This is a genomic window from Streptomyces sp. SudanB5_2050 (assembly GCF_964272335.1).
GTDB classification, from domain to species: Bacteria; Actinomycetota; Actinomycetes; order Streptomycetales; family Streptomycetaceae; genus Streptomyces; species Streptomyces rochei.
In genome coordinates this window covers 7,164,593-7,179,957 of record NZ_OZ186760.1, presented here as the reverse complement: position 1 = coordinate 7,179,957, position 15,365 = coordinate 7,164,593, and the positions used below count along the sequence as shown (strand labels likewise).

At 74.1% G+C, this 15,365-nt stretch carries 14 protein-coding genes; 2 read left to right on the top strand and 12 right to left on the bottom strand.

What is annotated here, in order from left to right:
- Positions 1–14 precede the first annotated feature (14 nt).
- Positions 15–467 (top strand): flavodoxin family protein, encoded by a 453-nt coding sequence (locus tag ACFZP7_RS31560; RefSeq protein WP_030975953.1) that lies wholly within the window; start codon positions 15–17, stop codon positions 465–467.
- Positions 468–495: 28 nt separating this feature from the next.
- Here the strand turns inward: ACFZP7_RS31560 and ACFZP7_RS31555 are convergent, their stop codons facing one another.
- The 6 genes from ACFZP7_RS31555 to ACFZP7_RS31530 form a co-directional block, all read right to left on the bottom strand.
- Positions 496–1,428: a M56 family metallopeptidase gene (locus tag ACFZP7_RS31555; protein WP_031015719.1), complete on the bottom strand. Its 933-nt coding sequence runs from the start codon at positions 1,426–1,428 to the stop codon at positions 496–498.
- 6 nt (positions 1,429–1,434) lie between these two features.
- Positions 1,435–1,821 carry a BlaI/MecI/CopY family transcriptional regulator gene (locus ACFZP7_RS31550; RefSeq protein WP_019327861.1) on the bottom strand — a complete coding sequence of 129 codons (387 nt, stop codon included), beginning with the start codon at positions 1,819–1,821 and terminating at the stop codon, positions 1,435–1,437.
- An 82-nt stretch (positions 1,822–1,903) separates the two neighbouring features.
- Positions 1,904–3,592 carry a hypothetical protein gene (locus ACFZP7_RS31545; protein ID WP_385638553.1) on the bottom strand — a complete coding sequence of 563 codons (1,689 nt, stop codon included), beginning with the start codon at positions 3,590–3,592 and terminating at the stop codon, positions 1,904–1,906.
- 128 nt (positions 3,593–3,720) lie between these two features.
- The gene (locus ACFZP7_RS31540; protein ID WP_062130796.1) at positions 3,721–4,413 is read right to left on the bottom strand and encodes a lytic polysaccharide monooxygenase; all 693 of its coding nucleotides are present in this window, start codon (positions 4,411–4,413) and stop codon (positions 3,721–3,723) included.
- A 253-nt stretch (positions 4,414–4,666) separates the two neighbouring features.
- On the bottom strand, positions 4,667–6,643 hold the full coding sequence (locus tag ACFZP7_RS31535) for a DUF1996 domain-containing protein (RefSeq protein WP_385637377.1): 1,977 nt from the start codon (positions 6,641–6,643) through the stop codon (positions 4,667–4,669).
- A 196-nt stretch (positions 6,644–6,839) separates the two neighbouring features.
- The gene (locus ACFZP7_RS31530; protein ID WP_385637374.1) at positions 6,840–7,853 is read right to left on the bottom strand and encodes a zinc-binding dehydrogenase; all 1,014 of its coding nucleotides are present in this window, start codon (positions 7,851–7,853) and stop codon (positions 6,840–6,842) included.
- A gap of 140 nt (positions 7,854–7,993) precedes the next feature.
- Between ACFZP7_RS31530 and ACFZP7_RS31525 the strand changes: the two genes are divergently transcribed.
- Entirely contained in the window at positions 7,994–8,584 is a 591-nt protein-coding gene (locus ACFZP7_RS31525; RefSeq protein ID WP_385637371.1) for a TetR/AcrR family transcriptional regulator, read from the top strand.
- 10 nt (positions 8,585–8,594) lie between these two features.
- Here the strand turns inward: ACFZP7_RS31525 and ACFZP7_RS31520 are convergent, their stop codons facing one another.
- Genes ACFZP7_RS31520 through ACFZP7_RS31495 form a run of 6 tightly spaced genes read right to left on the bottom strand, consistent with a single transcriptional unit; the run spans position 8,595 to position 15,255 of the window.
- Entirely contained in the window at positions 8,595–9,431 is an 837-nt protein-coding gene (locus tag ACFZP7_RS31520) for an ABC transporter ATP-binding protein (RefSeq protein WP_385637368.1), read from the bottom strand.
- Positions 9,428–10,501, bottom strand: coding sequence for an ABC transporter ATP-binding protein (locus ACFZP7_RS31515; RefSeq protein WP_355513158.1), 1,074 nt, complete (start codon positions 10,499–10,501; stop codon positions 9,428–9,430). The genes ACFZP7_RS31520 and ACFZP7_RS31515 overlap by 4 nt, the downstream gene beginning before the upstream one ends.
- Positions 10,501–11,346 (bottom strand): ABC transporter permease, encoded by an 846-nt coding sequence (locus ACFZP7_RS31510; RefSeq protein ID WP_031015736.1) that lies wholly within the window; start codon positions 11,344–11,346, stop codon positions 10,501–10,503. Before ACFZP7_RS31510 ends, ACFZP7_RS31515 begins: the two co-directional genes overlap by 1 nt.
- Complete coding sequence (locus ACFZP7_RS31505) at positions 11,343–12,296, bottom strand: ABC transporter permease (protein WP_385637365.1); 954 nt, start codon at positions 12,294–12,296, stop codon at positions 11,343–11,345. Before ACFZP7_RS31505 ends, ACFZP7_RS31510 begins: the two co-directional genes overlap by 4 nt.
- Positions 12,297–12,303: 7 nt before the next feature.
- A complete protein-coding gene (locus tag ACFZP7_RS31500) occupies positions 12,304–13,980 on the bottom strand; it encodes an ABC transporter substrate-binding protein (protein ID WP_385637364.1) in 1,677 nt (558 codons plus the stop codon).
- 15 nt (positions 13,981–13,995) lie between these two features.
- On the bottom strand, positions 13,996–15,255 hold the full coding sequence (locus tag ACFZP7_RS31495; RefSeq protein WP_385637361.1) for a C45 family autoproteolytic acyltransferase/hydolase: 1,260 nt from the start codon (positions 15,253–15,255) through the stop codon (positions 13,996–13,998).
- Between the last annotated feature and the right edge of the window lie 110 nt (positions 15,256–15,365).

Below are 15,365 nucleotides of genomic sequence, written 5' to 3'. Positions count from 1 at the left end.
GCAGGCTTCGGTCCGTGGCCACCTTGCTGATCGTGCATCACACGCCGTCGCCGAACTGCCAGGCGATGCTGGAGTCCGTCGTGTCCGGGGCGAGCGATCCGGAGATCGAGGGGGTGCGGGTGGTCCGGCGCGCGGCGCTGGCGGCGACCGCCGTCGACGTGCTGGAGGCCGACGGGTACCTGCTGGGCACACCGGCCAACCTCGGCTACATGTCCGGGGCGCTGAAGCACTTCTTCGACCAGGTCTACTACCCCTGCCTCGACGCGACGCGGGGCCGGCCCTTCGGCTACTACGTCCACGGCGGCAGCGACACCACCGGCGCGGTGCGCGGCATCGAGGCGGTCACCACGGGCCTCGGCTGGCAGCGCGCGGCGCCGGCGGTGAGCGTGGCCGGCGAGCCCGGCAAGGCCGACCTGGAAGCCTGCTGGGAGCTGGGGGCCACGCTCGCCGCCGGGCTCATGGACTGACCGGGGACCCGCGTGGGGACGGGCCCGTTCAGAGGGGCGTGGCGGCGCGGAGGATGAGGAACATCGTGACGGCGGCGTTCGCCGACGACATCGCCGACACGGCCGTACCGGCGGCCGCGGCCCAGGCCGCCAGGCCGACCGAGGTGAACAGCGAGGGCCAGGTGCGGACCGCGGGAGGGGGCCCGAGCAGCGCCGCCACCCGGCGCGGCACCGGGCCGGGCGCGGCGAACCCGGCGAGGGTGGCGACCGGAGTGCCCCGGGAGACGAGGGCCGCCTTGCCGATCGCCGTCGCCACCGCGCGGCGGTCGCCGACCACCCGGGCGGCCGCCTCGTCGGCCCACCGCTCCGCCGCGTAGGCCACGGCGGTCCGCAGCGGCCGCAGGAAGGGGTTGGCGAGCGCGGCGAGCCGGACGGCGAGCAGGAAGCGGTGGTGCCGGGCGGCCAGATGGGCGCGCTCGTGGGCGAACAGCGCGCGGCGCTCGGCCGGCCGGAGGCGGTCGAGCAGGGCGGTGCTCACCACCACCCGGTCCCGCCGTCCGCCGGGCAGCGCGTACGCGTAGGGCACGTCGTCCGGCAGCACGGCCACGCCGGTGCCCGGCAGGCCGGCCAGGGCCCGGTGGGCACGGCGGCGCACCCTGCCGTGGCGCCACAGGGCCCGCGCCGAGGCGGCGACCACGGCGCACAGGGCGGGGATCGCCGCCTTGCCGACGACCTCGTCGTAGGGCACCGCCGCCCGCACCTCGGGGTCGGACCAGCCGTCGGGCAGGGGATTGCCGGGCAGCTGCGCGGTGCCCACCACCATCACCAGGGCCAGGCACACCGTGCTGCACAGGGCCATCACCGCGGCCACACCGGTGAGCAGCCTGGTCGCGGTCCGCGGATGCAGGTGCTGTTCGGCCAGCCGGGCGATCGGCCACGCCGTCAGCGGCAGGACCAGCGGCAGGAAGACGAAGATGCCCATGCGGCGTCAGCCGTCCCCCGCGTCCGGGAGGTGGCCCAGCAGCTCGCGCAGCAGCCGCTCGTCGTCGGCGTCCAGCCCGGTCACGAAGCTGGCCAGCACCGCCCCCCGGTCGCTCTCGGCGTCCAGGACCTTGCGCATCTTCCGGGCGGCCAGACCGGCCTGGTCCGAGGCGGGGGTCCAGGCGAAGGACCGGCCCACGCGCTCGCGGTCGACCGCGCCCTTCTCCAGCAGGCGCGTCAGGATCGTGATCACCGTGGTGTAGGCGAGGTCGCCGCCCAGGCGCTCCTGCACCCAGCCGGCCGTCGCGGGGCCGTCCGCCTCGCGCAGCGCCGACAGCACCAGCGCCTCCAGCTCGCCCTGGCCTCGCCGCCGCGGACGCCGGTGATCCGTCACGGCCCGCCTCCTTCCGCCGCAGTCCCTGTTCCGGGGCGCCATCGTATAGACCGGCCGCCGGTGAGCGGCGACCGTCTCCCCCTCAGCCCTCCGCGGCGCAGCAGTCGCCCGCGCCGGCGTCCGGGCCCGTGCCCAGGCGGCAGAAGCACGAGGCGTCGACCGGTACGTCCGCCAGCGCGGCGGCGAAACGGAGCTGCTGGGCCACGAGCCGCGCCTCCGCCTCCCTGCCGAGGCGCACCAGGCACTCGTGGAGTCCGTGCAGGGACCAGACGTTGCCCGGGTGCTGGAGCGGCCGGGGCAGGGTGTCGTCCAGTCCCAGGTCGGCCCGGTAGACGGCCTCCGCCTCGGCGAGGCGGCCCTGCTCCAGGAGCAGGGCGCCGTAGGCGTGCCGGGTGGGCTGCATCCAGCCCCACGGTTCGTCGTAGGGGAGGTTGTCGTCCAGTTCGATCGACCGCTCCAGGGCGGCGAAGGCGGCGGCGTGGTCTCCCCTGCGGTACTCCAGCTCGCCGTCGAGCATGGCGGAGGCGATGGCGAGGATGTCGGCGCAGGTGTTGTTGAACAGGGTGCGGGACTCGGGCACCCGGGCGACCGCCGCGCGGAAACGCGCGCGTTCGGCCTCCGCCTCGTCCACCCTGCCGGTGGCCGAGAGGGCCACGCCCCGGGCGTAGTGGAGCATCGCGGTCGTGACGCGGTACAGGTCCGGGTCGGCGGGCGGCGGCAGCCGGAGGATGTCCGTCCAGCGGCCGAAGCGGATCAGGACGTGCACCCGCATCGCGAGGAAGCCCTCCAGCCAGTCGGCCATGGGCGGGCTCTCGACGCGCAGCAGTTCCTCGGGAACCGCCGCCTCCAGCCGGGCGGCGGTGTCCAGGGCGGTCCGGTACTGCCCGAGGAACATCGCGCCGTAGATCTTGAAGTGGTAGTTGTGGGCGCGGTAGAGGGTGTAGAAGTTCATCGCGCCGGCCCGCGCGCGGTACTTCTCGTCGGCGGCGATCGCGGCGCTGTTGTCCGACACCACCCGTCGGTAGTCGCCACACAGCACCTCCAGGTGCGAGGGCATGTGGTGGAGGTGCCCGGCGTCGGGCACCAGCCCCCGCAGCCGGTCCGCGACGGTGAGCGCCGCCTCCGGGGTGGGGGACATCTCCATCAGGTGGGTGTACAGGTGCAGTACGCCGGGGTGCTCGGGTCCGCCCTCGGCGGCCAGGGCACGGTCGAGCACGTCCTTCGCCTCCGTGGTGCGGGCTCCCCGCGCCGGGAGCCCCGTGCGCAGGTCCCACAGCTGCCAGGGAGTGAGGTTCATCAGCGCGTCGGCGTACAGGGCCGCCACGTCCAGGTCGTCCGGGGCCAGTTCGTGGACGGTCCGCATGCGGTCGGCGTACGGCGCGTTCCACACCGAGCAGTCCGCGACGGCGCCGGACTGGGGATACCGGGCGCGAAGGGCTCCGATCAGGGCGCGCTCGACCGGGGTGGCGGCCCGGAGCGCCTTCTCGTGGGCGCGCTCGACGGCGGCGTGGGTGCGGTCGACGGTCCGGGTCAGTTCCTCGGTGTCGAAGGCATCCCACGGCTTGTTGTAGTTCGGGCCGAGGGCGTACGCGATGCCCCAGTGGGCCATGGCGCAGTCGGGGTCGGCCTCGGCGGCGGCCTGGAAGCAGGAGACCGCCTCCTCGTGGTGGAAGGCGTACGTCCACACCAGTCCGCGGTCGAACCAGCGCTGCGCCTCGGGCGACGAGGTCGTCACGGGCCGGCCGTGGCCGCCGAGGTCGTAGTAGTCCATCGGGTCCATGAGGGGACGTATACCGCAGCGGCGAGCGGCCGCGGGCCCCGTCGCGGGGGTTGTCCACCGACGGTGTCCCCGCCGGACGCGGGGCGTCCGGCGGGGGTGGGGGGACGGGACGGCGCGGATCAGCCGAAGTCCACGTCGCTGCACAGGAAGTACGTCTGGTCCATGTGCGACGCCTGCCAGATCGTGTAGACGACGTGCCGGCCGCTCAGGCCCGAGGTGCTCACCGGGATCTCGTAGTTCTGGCTGGGGGCGTAACGGCCCGTGGTGGTGAGCAGCTGGAGGTCGTCCCAGCCGAGGGGCTGCGTGGTGGGGTCGAAGCCCTGCCGGGTGACGTAGACCTTGAAGTAGTCGGCACCGTGGCTGGCCTGGTCGTACAGCTTGACGGTGAAGTCGTCCGCCACGGCCGTGGTCTTCCACGCGCCCACGGTGTCGAGGGAGTTGTAGCGCCCGCCCTCGGTGCGGCCGCCGCTGCACAGCTGGCCGTCCGGGACGACGGACTCGAAGTTGCCACCGGAGCCGTTGCGGTACAGGCCGTTCCAGTTCCACATGGCGTTGGGGTTGTCCTGCCATGCCTGCCAGCACATGGGGTCTTCCTGGGCCATGGCGGGGTTCTGGAAGTCGTCGCCCCAGCGCAGCCAGCAGCCGTAGTTGCGGGAGGCGGGGTCGACGACCGAACCGTGGGCGACGGCGGTGCCGCTCCAGGGGACGAGGGCGAGCAGGGCGGCGGTCAGGGCGCCGAGGACGAGGGTCGAGGCCCGCCGGGCTCTCGTGAGGGGTCCCGGCGCAGCTTTGGCGTGATCATGACAAGTCATGACGTCCTTCTCTCGCGTGGGGGGACTGCGGGTGGACACCGGCCCGGAAGCACTTTGGGAGCGCTCCCAACCCGGTTCGGAGACCAGGCTGCGCCCGGGGCGACGGAATGGCAATGGTTGAATCACGCCACTTCCCGGAGGGCCGTGGCGTGTTCGATTCGTTCGCGGGTCGGGCGGGCGGGAGCGTTCCCGCCCGCCCGACGGCTGGGTTCACGGCGTCCTGTACGGGGTCATGCACGGCGTCATGCGGGCCTCACCGCGCATGCCTCCTGGAGCGGACCAGCAGCACACAGCCGCCCGCGAAGAGGACGCCTCCGACGGCCGCGGGCCACAGGCCGAGGCCGGAACCCGTCTCGGCGAGTCCTCCCTGGGGCACCCTCGGCTCGCCGTCGGCGCCCGCCGCGACGTCCTCGCGGGCACCCGCGTCCCCCTCCGCCCCGGGGGCGGCCTCGGCGGCGCTCCGGTCGTCGGCGGCCCCGGCGGGCGTGGTGGCGGCCCTCGGCTCGGCGCTCGGGGAGGCGGTCTCGGTCTGCCGGGCGTCCTCCTCCGGGGCTCCGGAGCCCTGCTGCGGCGCCCCGGTGGGCTCCTCGGTGGGCGCCGCCCGGGTGGGCTCCTCTATCGGCTTCTCGGTGGGCTCCTCGGTGGGCTTTTCGGTGGGCTCATCGGTGGCGTCCTCACCGGGGTTCGCTCCGGGGTCGCCGGGGTTCGCTCCGGGGTCGCCGGTCGGCTGCTCCTGCGGCGCTTCCCCGGCGCCCTCCCCCGGGTCCCCGCCCTGGCCCGGCCCCGGGGACGCGCCCGCACCGCAGGCGCGGCCGGTGTTGATGCAGTCGACCATCTCCCGCATCAGGTCCTCGTCGAAGACGTTGATGAAGTCGCTGTGGTCCGTCACCGGCTTGTGCAACTGCTCCGGGAAGGAGTCCACGGCGAACAACGGAACCGTCTTGCCTCCGTCCTGGAGACTGGGCGCGTCCACGTCGTACACGATCCGCTGCACGAGGCGCGGAATGGGACGGAATCCGTCCGGACAGCTGCCGTCGGCGGCGGCGAAGGCCACGTGGGTGCGGTGGTTGGCGCTGTCGATGTTGCGGCCGTCCCAGCAGCTCTGGAAGGTGAAGGTGCGCACCACGTCGCTGCCCGACGGGCACAGCGGGTACTTGTCCTTCAACTGCCGGTCCTCGAAGCCGGTACAGCTCCAGGAGGCGTTGGCGTTGGCGTCGCCGTTGACGAACGCCTTCGCGTCACCGGTGATGATGCGCAGCAGCCGCGGCATCTCGGTGACCTTGCCGCGCTCGTTGCCCTCGAAGGTCAGCGTGACCTCGGCCGGCGTGACGATCTCCCCCGCGTTGCCCTCGATGCCGCCGCCGGGCGACTGGGCGTCCTGTTCCACGGTGCCGTTCTGGAGCCGGAGCACGGGCCAGTAGTACGAGGACTTGTCGCCCCGGTCGGCGCAGCTGGTGTCGGCGGCGGCCAGGTCCTCGTCGCTGGAGAAGGCGTCGTTGTCCTGGTTGCCGACGTAGTCGTGGAAGTGGTGGGCGCCGTTGCCGACGCCGGGGGCCGCGATCAGGTTGTCCGAGTTGAACAGGCCCTCGGCGTTGACGCCGCAGCTGGTGGCGAAGGACCCGTTCGAGGCGCCGTCCCGCCGGGGCGCCTCGACGGCGTTCGGCCGGACGGACTCGATGGCGGCGTAGTCCCCCGCCACCGGGCCGTTGCCCGCCTGCCCGCCGTTGCCGGGCGGCCGCTGTCCGCCGGCGTCCTGACCGGTCCCGTCGGCGTCGTCGCCGTTCCCGGTCTCTTGCTCCTTGCCGTCCTGGCGCTGCCCCTGCTCCGGGCCGCCGCTCTCCGCGCCCGTCGTCGTCGCCTCGGTGCGGCGCAGCGCGCACGCCGCCTCGGCGTCCAGGCCCTCCGGGCGGTCGCCTGCCTTGTCGACGGCGGCGACGATGCGCTCGATCGTCGCCGCCCGTTCCCGTTCCAGCGGGTCGAGGACGGCGGCCTCGTCCAGCTCGCCGTCGTCGGCGCCGCGGGCCGCTTCCTGGAGCTGGCCGTAGGCGGTGGCGATCTGCTGGTCGAGCCGGGCGAGTTCGGTGTCGACCTCAGGCCGCGCCGCCTGCGGGACCGTAGTCAGCCGCTCGCTGAGGTCGGGGCAGTCGATGGTGGCCGCCACTCCGGAACTGCCCAGGGGAACGGCGGTGTTGCCGCCCTCGGTGGCGGAGGCGAACACGTTCACGGCCACCAGGCCGCCGCCTCCCAGTATCAGCGCGCATGCTCCGAAGGTCGCGCGTCGCGCCCCGGTCGGGCGTCTGCGCCTGTTGTGTCCCAAGACGTGCTCCTGTGTCGTGGCGGACTCGGACATGAAATGCCCCCGGCTCCATACGGAGCCGGGGGCCGGAGCGTTCAGCGGTCCCGGGGATTCTCAGCGATCCCTCACCTCACGGGCGCAGGATCAGCCGGATCGGGTCGCCCTCCTTCCTCTCCAGCCGCGCGACGGCCTCGGCGGCCTCGGCCAGCGGCAGCACACCGCTGACGGAGCCGGAGAAGTCCAGCCGTCCGCCCTGGATCAGGCGCAGGAGCTGCGGCAGCGCGACCGGCATGTCGGAGCCGTAGTGGCCGAGGATGCGCTGCTGGAGGTAGCTGAAACGGGTCCCGTCCGTGACGGTGAGCGGCTTGTCGGTCAGGCCCACCAGGACCAGCCGGCCCTTGGGCGCGAGGACGGACAGGGCCTGCTCGCGGACCGGCGGCACGCCCGCGAAGTCGAAGGCGGCGGCGAGTCCGGCCCCGCCGGTCGCCGCGCCCACGGCCTGGCGCAGCTCCGGGTCGGCGGAGTCCAGGGCGAGGTCGGCGCCCGCGGCGAGGGCGCGTTCCCGGGCGACCGGGTTGGGGTCGACCGCGACGACCGGGCAGGCGCCCGCGGCGCGCAGGAGCTGCACGGCGTGCACGCCGAGGCCGCCGACGCCCCACACGCCGACCGCCTCGGCCGGGCGGACGGCACCGGTCTCGGTGATCGCGCCCCACGGCGTGGACACAGCGTCGGGGATGATGGCGCCCTGCTCGAAGGGGATGGCGTCGGGCAGCAGGGTCAGCGCGGTCTCGGCCGACAGCGCGTACTCGGCCCAGCCGCCGTCGTAGTCGACGCCGCGCGTGTAGGTGACGCCGTCGCGCACCTCACCGGCGTACAGCACGACCCGCTGCCCCGGCGACCAGGCGGTGACGCCCGCGCCGACCTCGGAGATGGTGCCGGAGACCTCGTGGCCGAGGGTGACGGTGTCGCCCTGGAGGAGCAACGGGGTCAGCGTGCCGTCGATGAGGTGGACGTCGGACAGGCACACCCCGGCCGCCTCGACCTTGACCAGCACCTCCCCCGGGCCCGGCTGCGGGCGGGGCACCTCCTCCAGCCGCAGAGTGCGGCTCGGGACGTGCAGGCGGGCGGCGAGCATCTGCGCCATGACAGGACCTCCTCGGTGCGGCGGCGACCCCGGACGGCCCCCAGCGGTCCATCGCAGGTCGACTTGCGTTAACCGTACACCCAACGCAAGGCGACCTGCGTTGACCTTCAACGCAGGACGACCTGCTTTAGGCTGAGAGGATGACCGCTTCCGAACCCGCCGCCCCGCCCCTGCGCCGCCGTGGGGAGCGGATGCGGCGGGCGGTGCTGGCCGCCGCCGTGGACCTGCTGTCCACCCAGGGGCTGACCGGCGCGACCGTCGGCGCCGTCGCGCGGGCGGCCGGGGTGCACGAGACGTCCGTCTACCGCCGCTGGGGCACGCGGGAGAACCTGATCCTGGACGCGCTGACCACGGAGCTGGACTCCGCCCTGCCGGTCCCGGACACCGGCCGCGTCCGGGACGACCTGCTCGGCTTCTTCTCCTCGCTGGCCCGGCTGCTCGGCACCGCGCAGGGCCGGGCACTGCTGCGGCTGAGCGTCGAGCACGACGCCACCCTCGAGGACCGCCGCGGCCCCTACTGGAGCGAGCGCCTCGACCGGGCCGTGGTGATGGTCAGGCGCGGTGTCGAGCGGGGCGAGCTGGCCGCGGACACCGACCCCGGGCTGCTCATCGAGGCGGTCAGCGGCCCGCTGTTCGTCCGGGTGCTGCTGAGCGGCGCGGAGCTGGACGACACGCTGGTGCGGGGCCTGGTGGACCTGGCGCTGCGGGGCGCCCTGCCCCGCCCGGAGTGACCCGGCGGGCTCAGGCCCGGGCGGCGGCCGCCTGCCGCGGGTCCCAGCCCTCACGGGGTACGGCGGCCAGCAGCAGCCGGGTGTAGGCGTGGGCCGGCTCGGTCAGGACCCGGTGCGTCGGCCCCTGCTCGACCACGCTTCCCCGGCGCATCACCAGGACCTCGTCGGTGACGTGCTGGACCACTGCGAGGTCGTGGCTGACGAAGACCAGGGCGACGCCCGTGTCGCGGCGGACGGTGTCGAGGAGCTGGAGGATCTGCGCCTGGATCGAGACGTCCAGCGCGGCCACGGCCTCGTCCAGGACGAGCACGCGGGGCTCGACGGCGAGGGCGCGGGCGATGGCGAGCCGCTGCCGCTGGCCGCCCGACAGCTCCCGGGGCCGGGCGCCCGCCTCCCGTGCGCCGAGCCCGACGCGCTCCAGCAGGGCGAGGGCCTGCCGTTCGTCCCGGCCGTGCAGGCGCAGGGTGGTGCGCAGGCACTGGGCGGCGGTCAGCCGCGGATCGAGGGAGACGTAGGGGTCCTGGAAGACCATCTGCATCTCCCGGGCGCGGACCAGCCGGGCCCGCTTCCCACGCGCCCGGGGCGGGCGGAGCCGGCCGTCGACCGTGACCGTGCCGGCGTCGGGGCGCACCAGGCCGACCAGCATCCTGGCGACGGTGGTCTTGCCCGACCCGGACTCCCCCACGATGCCGAGGGAGCCGCCCGCCGGCACGGAGAACGAGACGTCGTCGGCTGCGGTGAGCCGGCCGCGCCCCGGGAGGGGGTACGTCTTGCGCAGGCGGTCGACGACGAGCAGGGCGGCGCCGGGGCTCTCGCCCGTCGAGGACGAGACGGGACGCTCACTCACGGGGTCCTCCTGTGGACGGTCATGGACTCGACGGCCGCGGTCTCGGCGCACCTCGGCGCCGTGGTCCCGGCCCCCGCCGTCGCCGGACCGTCGGCCGGGGGCGTTCCGGGCAGGGGCTTCTCGGCCCCGGTCCCGTCGGTGGACGGCTGGGCCGGGGTGCGGCGGCACGCGGACGCTCCCCCGTCCGGGAGTCGCAGGGCCTCGGGCCGCCAGGTCTCGCAGTCCGGCTCGGCCTCCTGGCAGCGGGGCGCGAAGGGACAGCCGGGGAAGACGTCGCCCAGGGAGGGCGGGCGGCCTGGGACGGGCGTCAGGGAGCGGCCGGTGTCGCCCAGGGTGGGCGAACAGGCCAGCAGACCGCGGGTGTAGGGGTGGGCGGGGGCGGCGAAGAAGGCCGCGGCCGTGCGCTCCTCGACGACGCGTCCGGCGTACATCACGTACACCCGGTCGCAGTAGGCCGCGGCCAGGTGCAGGTCGTGCGTGATGAACAGCAGCCCGGCGCCCTGTTCGGCGCGCAGGCCGCGCAGCAGGGCGAGGATCTCCGCCTGGGTGGTGACGTCGAGCGCGCTGGTCGCCTCGTCGGCCAGCAGGAGCCGGGGACGGGCGGCGAGGGCGCCGGCGATGACGACCCGCTGGAGCATGCCGCCGGAGAATTCGTGCGGGCGCTGACGGAGCCTGCGTTCGGGGTCGGACAGGCCGACGGCGTCGAGGAGTTCGGCGGCCCGGGCGCGGTCGGCGCCGCGTTCGCGCAGGAAGTCGCCGACGCGGCGGACGGGGTTGAGGGCGGCGCGCGGGTCCTGGTGGATCATCGCGACGGTACGGGCGCGGTGGCGGCGCAACTCCTCGCCGGTGAGGGCGAGTACGTCGGTGCCGTCGACGCGGACGGTGCCGGTGGCGGCGGCCCGGCCCGGGAGCAGGCCGAGGGCGGCCTTGGCCGTGGTGGACTTGCCGGAGCCCGACTCGCCGACCAGGCCGACGACCTCGCCGGCCGCCACGCGCAGGGTGACGTCGTCGAGCACGGGCCGGGCGGCGCCGGGAAGGCGGACGGTGAGGTGGTCGAGGGTGAGCAGCATCAGACGGCCTGCCTTCCGAGCCGGTCGGCGGCCCAGACGCCGACCACGTTGAAGGAGACGACGACCAGGGCGATGGCCGTGCCGGGCACCAGGGCGGGCAGCAGCGCGCCCTGGACGACGGCAGCCTGGCCCTCCTGCACCATCAGACCCCAGTCGGAGCTGGGCGGTTGGGCGCCGAAGCCGAGGTAGGACAGGGTCGCGAGGGACATCAGGGCCTCGCCGAAGAGGACGACCAGATAGCCGACGACCGCGCGGGCGAGGTTCGGCACCAGGTGCCGGGCGCAGATCCGGGCGCCGCCCATGCCCTGGACGCGGTAGGCGTCGACGTAGGGTTTGCGGGCCTCGGCGAGGGCGAGGGAGCGGGTGTACTTGGCGACCGTCGGTGTGTAGGCGAGGCCGAGGGCGAGCACGGACGTGGTGGTTCCGGTGCCGAAGACCGCGATGATCAGGACGGTGAACAGCAGTCCGGGGAAGGCGTACATGACGTCCGTCAGCCGGGAGACCAGGGCGTCGGTCCAGCCGCCGCGCCAGGCGGCCAGCACCCCGAGCGTGACGCCGAGCAGCGCGGCCACGGCGAGCAGCAGCACGGGTGCGACCAGGCTGCCGCGGGCGCCGTGGAGCACCCGGGAGAGCAGGTCCTGCCCGGAGGAGTCGGTGCCCAGGAGGTGGTCGCCGCTGGTGCCGGCGAGGGAGGCGGACAGGTCGATGGCGTCGGGGGCGTAGGGCGCGATCCAGGGGGCGAGCAACGCGGTGAGGACGACCAGGGCGAGCAGGGCGGCGGCGACGGTCACGCCGAGGGGCCTGCGGTCCGAGGTGCGGACCGGGGTGAGGGTGAGCGTGGTCATGCGTTGCGGGCCTCCTGCTTCACGCGCGGGTCTAGCAGCGGGTGGACCAGGTCGACCAGGGTGGTGACGGCGATGTAGCCGGTGACCATCAGCAGCAGCACGGCCTGCGCGACCGGGAAGTCGTGGGTGTTGATGGCGTTGACGAGCAGCGAGCCGATGCCGCTGATGCCGAACGCGGTCTCCACGACCACGGTGCCGGCGAGCATGCCGGCCATGACCAGGCCGCACATGGTGATGATCGGGCCGAGGGCGTTGTGCAGCACGTGCCGGCGCACGATCTCCCGTTCCGGGACACCGGAGGCGCGGGCGGCCTCGACGTGGTCGGAGGCGGCGGCGTCCGCCATGGCCTGCCGGGTGACGCGGCTGATCAGCGCGAGCGCGCCGAGCGCCAGGGACAGCGCGGGCAGGGTGAGGTGGTGGAGGGTGCCGGCGAAGCCCTCGCCGCTGCCGGTCACCGGGAACCAGCCGAGCTGGACGCCGAAGAGGGACACCAGGGCGATGGCCGCGACGAAGGACGGCACGGACGCGGCCAGCGTGGTGGTGCCGACGACGGCCGAGTCGACCCAGGTGGACTGCCGTACGGCGGCCAGGACGCCGGCGCCGACACCGAGGACGACGAAGAGCACGGTGGCGTAGGCGACGAGTTCCAGGGTGGTGGCGAGACGGGCGGTGATGAGGTCGGCTACCTGGTCGCCGTACTTGAAGGAGCGCCCGAGGTCGAAGTGGAGGCAGTCGCCGAGCCAGCGGCCGTACTGGACGACGAGGGGTTCGTCGAGGTGGTACTGGGCGCGGACGGTGGCCAGGCGCTCGGGGGTGAGCTTGTCCCGGCCGCCGGCGAGGAAGACGGCCGGGTCGCCCGGTGCGGCGTAGACGGCGGCGAAGATGACGAAGGAGGCGGCGAGCAGGGTGGCCAGGAATCCGGCCAGGCGCCGCGCGATGCGGACGGCCATGGTGTCCTCAGCCCTTCTTGGCGCCGAGGTCGGCGGCCCACGGGTAGTAGAGGTACGCCTGGGAGGCCGGGGCGCCGGTCAGCTCGTCGTTCAGGACGAGGACGGTGGGCACCTGCGCGACGGGTATCCACACGGCGGCCTCCGTGAAGCGGCGTTGCACCTCGACGACGAGGGCCGCGCGCGCCGTGTCGTCGAGGGTGGACAGGGCCTGGTGGACCTTGCGGTCGTAGGTGGCGTCCTCGAAGCCGACCCAGTTGTTGGAGGAGTCGGACAGGCCGTTGTCGTAGAAGCCCATGGGATCGGACTTGGAGATGTACCAGTCGCCGACGAGGACGTCGATGTCGGCGCGGGCCTGCGGGTCGCTGTAGAACTCCTCGAACTGAGCCGTGGGCACGGTCTTGATGCGCGCCTCGACACCGATGCGCTGCAGGGCGGCGCGTACGGCGTTGGCGGCGACGGTGCGGCCCTGGGTGCTGTCGGTGCCGATGACGACGGGGTCGGTGGGGGCGCCGGCCTCCTCGACCAGCTTCTTGGCCTCGGCGAGGTCCTCGGCGTCCGGGGAGGCGGGGGCGAGGGCGTCCAGTTCCTTCTGCGCGGCGGCGAAGGTCTGCTGCTCGTAGCCCCAGGAGCCCGATCCGACCGGGGTCGCCCAGGGCTGGACGAGGCCGCCGTAACCGGAGTCGGCGATGCCGGCGCGGTCCAGGGAGAGGGACAGGGCCCGCCGGAGGCGGGGGTCGGTCAGGCCGCCGCGGTCGGTGGGGATGAGGTCGAGGGTGGCGGTGGAGGGGCCGTAGTACTGGCTGAGGCCCTTGACGTCGCGCAGGGCGGCGGCGGTGTCGGGTGACTCCGCGTAGGCGCCGTCGGCGGCGCCGGTTTTGAGCGCGTTGACCAGGGCACTGTCGGAGGCCCAGCGGAAGACGACCTCCTCGGTGAGCGGCCGCTCGCCCCAGTAGCCGTCGTAGGCGCGCAGGGTGAGGGAGTCGCCGGACTTCCAGCCGGCCAGTTCGTAGGGGCCGGAGCAGGCGTCCGGGTGGCCGGGGGTGCCGAAGTCGCGGCCGGCCTTTTCGACCTGTTCCTTGTTCCAGACGATGCCGGCGTCGCCCGCGAGCGCCTTGGTGAACAGGGCGTCGGGGGTCTTGAAGCGGATGGTGATCTCGGCGGCCCCGGTCTTCGTCATCGAGGCGACGTTGCCGAACTCGTCGCTCTGTTCCATGTCCGGGTCGGCGTGGCGGTTCAGGCTCCAGAGCACGTCGTCGGCGGTGAGCGGGGAGCCGTCGTGGAAGGTGACGCCGTCGCGGAGGGTGAGGACGAGGGTCTTGTCGTCGGGGTTGGCGGCCTGTTCGGCGAGCAAGGGCTTCACGGTCATGTCGGGCTGGAGCCGGTAGAGGCGCTCGCAGACGTTGGTGAGGACGACGCGGCCCGCGCTGCTGCCCTGGGTGTCGAGGTCGAGGGAGTCGGGTTCGTCCTCCAGCAGCCAGTCGACCCTGTCCACGGGGCCCCGGGCGGCCGGGGTGGTCGGCGTCAGCTTCAGGGAGGCCGCGTCGGCGGGCGCGGCTCCGGTGGCGGGCCGGTCGGCGCCGCTGCATCCGGCGGCGGTGAGTGCGGCGGCGGCGACGAGGGCGACGGTCACGGTGGTGCGTGCGCGTGCGTCGTCGCGCGCGTTTCTCCTGGTGAGCGGGGGCATGAGTGGGCTCCTGTGTCAGGCGGGGCGGCCGGCCGGCGCGGCGTCGCCGTACGGGCCGTCGTAGAGGTTCCAGGGCAGGTGCTGGTAGTCGCGGTCGCAGGGGGTGCCGGCGGTGACGTGGTAGTCGCCGGTGGTGAGGTCCACGCAGGAGGAGACGAGGGTCGCCCAGTGCTCGACGACCGGTCTGCGCGGGTCGGGGTGGGTGCACAGGGACTCGGGGTGGCCGAGATGGTCGGACAGGGCCTGCTTGATGAGCTTGCGGGACTCGTCGGGGCCGGTGGAGCCGCGCAGTGCCCTCAAGCCCTGTTGGGCGCGGGGGACGCGGACGAGGGAGTCCGGGGAGAGCGGACGGTAGTCGGCGGCGAGGGCTGCGGGGACGCCCGCCTGGTAGTGGTTGCCGTGAACGAGCAACCCGTCGTCCGGGTAGAGCCAGCCGTGTCCGGCCGGGGTGGTCTCCAGGTCGACGGCGAAGCCCTCGCGGCAGGTGAGCAGGGCGTTGGAGGCGATGTGCGCACGGGTGCGGCACAGCACGTCGAGGGCGTCGGTGATCGCGGACTGGTCCAGGACGCTGCGGCGGACGACGGTCTGCGGCAGGCCGATCGCGGAACCGAACCGGCCGCCGAGGCCGTTGGCGTTGAACGCGATGCCCGCGGAGTTGGCCCCCTGGCGGCCCACCTGCCCGGCCTCGACCTGCATGATCAGGGTGGGGGCGGGCGGCTGGACGACGCGCAGCATGACGACCGTGTCGGCGACGCCGGCCCGCCAGTCCCAGTTCTGTCCGGCCCACACGTGGCCGTCACCGCTGGCGGGCCCGTAGGCGGCGAAGGAGGTGCAGCCCTCGGCGCGCTCGTCGGGGCGCTCGTACGGACGGCCGTGGACGGTCACCTCGGGTTCCGCGGGCCCTTCGGGGCCCTCGGGTCCCTCGACGGCGATGTCGGCGAAGGAGTTGTCGTAGAGGACTTCACCGCGTGCGTTGAGGGCGAGCACGTCGAGCAGGTCCGCGCCGGCGCCCTCGGCGATGCCGCGCATCTCCTCCAGCAGGTCCGGGGCGTACTCGTGCACCGGCCGGTGCCAGCGGGCGGCCCGTGCGGTCACCTGTCTCCAGGTAAGGCCGGCGGCGCGGCCGAAGGCCTCCTCGTAGTAGCCGAGGGCGGCACGCAACTGGGGCCGGACCGCCTCACCGTACTGGCGGCCGCGGTCACGGGGGCCGCCGGAGATCTCAACCAGTGGCAGCGTGCGGGGTGTTGGGCTTGCCGAGGGGGCGGGGGCTGTCATTCTTCTCCTCGCTGCGGGAGGGCTGCCCGGACGACCGACGTCCTGTAACGTCGATTACGAGCAGCGCTCCTCTTGGAATGCGTTGTCCAGGAGAGTAACGGCCGTCACAG

Coding starts and splice junctions, on each gene's coding strand:
- ACFZP7_RS31500 (WP_385637364.1), bottom strand. CDS start 13,980: ATGCCCCCGCTCACCAGGAGAAACGCGCGCGACGACGCACGCGCACGC.
- ACFZP7_RS31545 (WP_385638553.1), bottom strand. CDS start 3,592: ATGGACTACTACGACCTCGGCGGCCACGGCCGGCCCGTGACGACCTCG.
- ACFZP7_RS31530 (WP_385637374.1), bottom strand. CDS start 7,853: ATGGCGCAGATGCTCGCCGCCCGCCTGCACGTCCCGAGCCGCACTCTG.
- ACFZP7_RS31510 (WP_031015736.1), bottom strand. CDS start 11,346: ATGACCACGCTCACCCTCACCCCGGTCCGCACCTCGGACCGCAGGCCC.
- ACFZP7_RS31540 (WP_062130796.1), bottom strand. CDS start 4,413: ATGACTTGTCATGATCACGCCAAAGCTGCGCCGGGACCCCTCACGAGA.
- ACFZP7_RS31515 (WP_355513158.1), bottom strand. CDS start 10,501: ATGCTGCTCACCCTCGACCACCTCACCGTCCGCCTTCCCGGCGCCGCC.
- ACFZP7_RS31505 (WP_385637365.1), bottom strand. CDS start 12,296: ATGGCCGTCCGCATCGCGCGGCGCCTGGCCGGATTCCTGGCCACCCTG.
- ACFZP7_RS31555 (WP_031015719.1), bottom strand. CDS start 1,428: ATGGGCATCTTCGTCTTCCTGCCGCTGGTCCTGCCGCTGACGGCGTGG.
- ACFZP7_RS31495 (WP_385637361.1), bottom strand. CDS start 15,255: ATGACAGCCCCCGCCCCCTCGGCAAGCCCAACACCCCGCACGCTGCCA.
- ACFZP7_RS31525 (WP_385637371.1), top strand. CDS start 7,994: ATGACCGCTTCCGAACCCGCCGCCCCGCCCCTGCGCCGCCGTGGGGAG.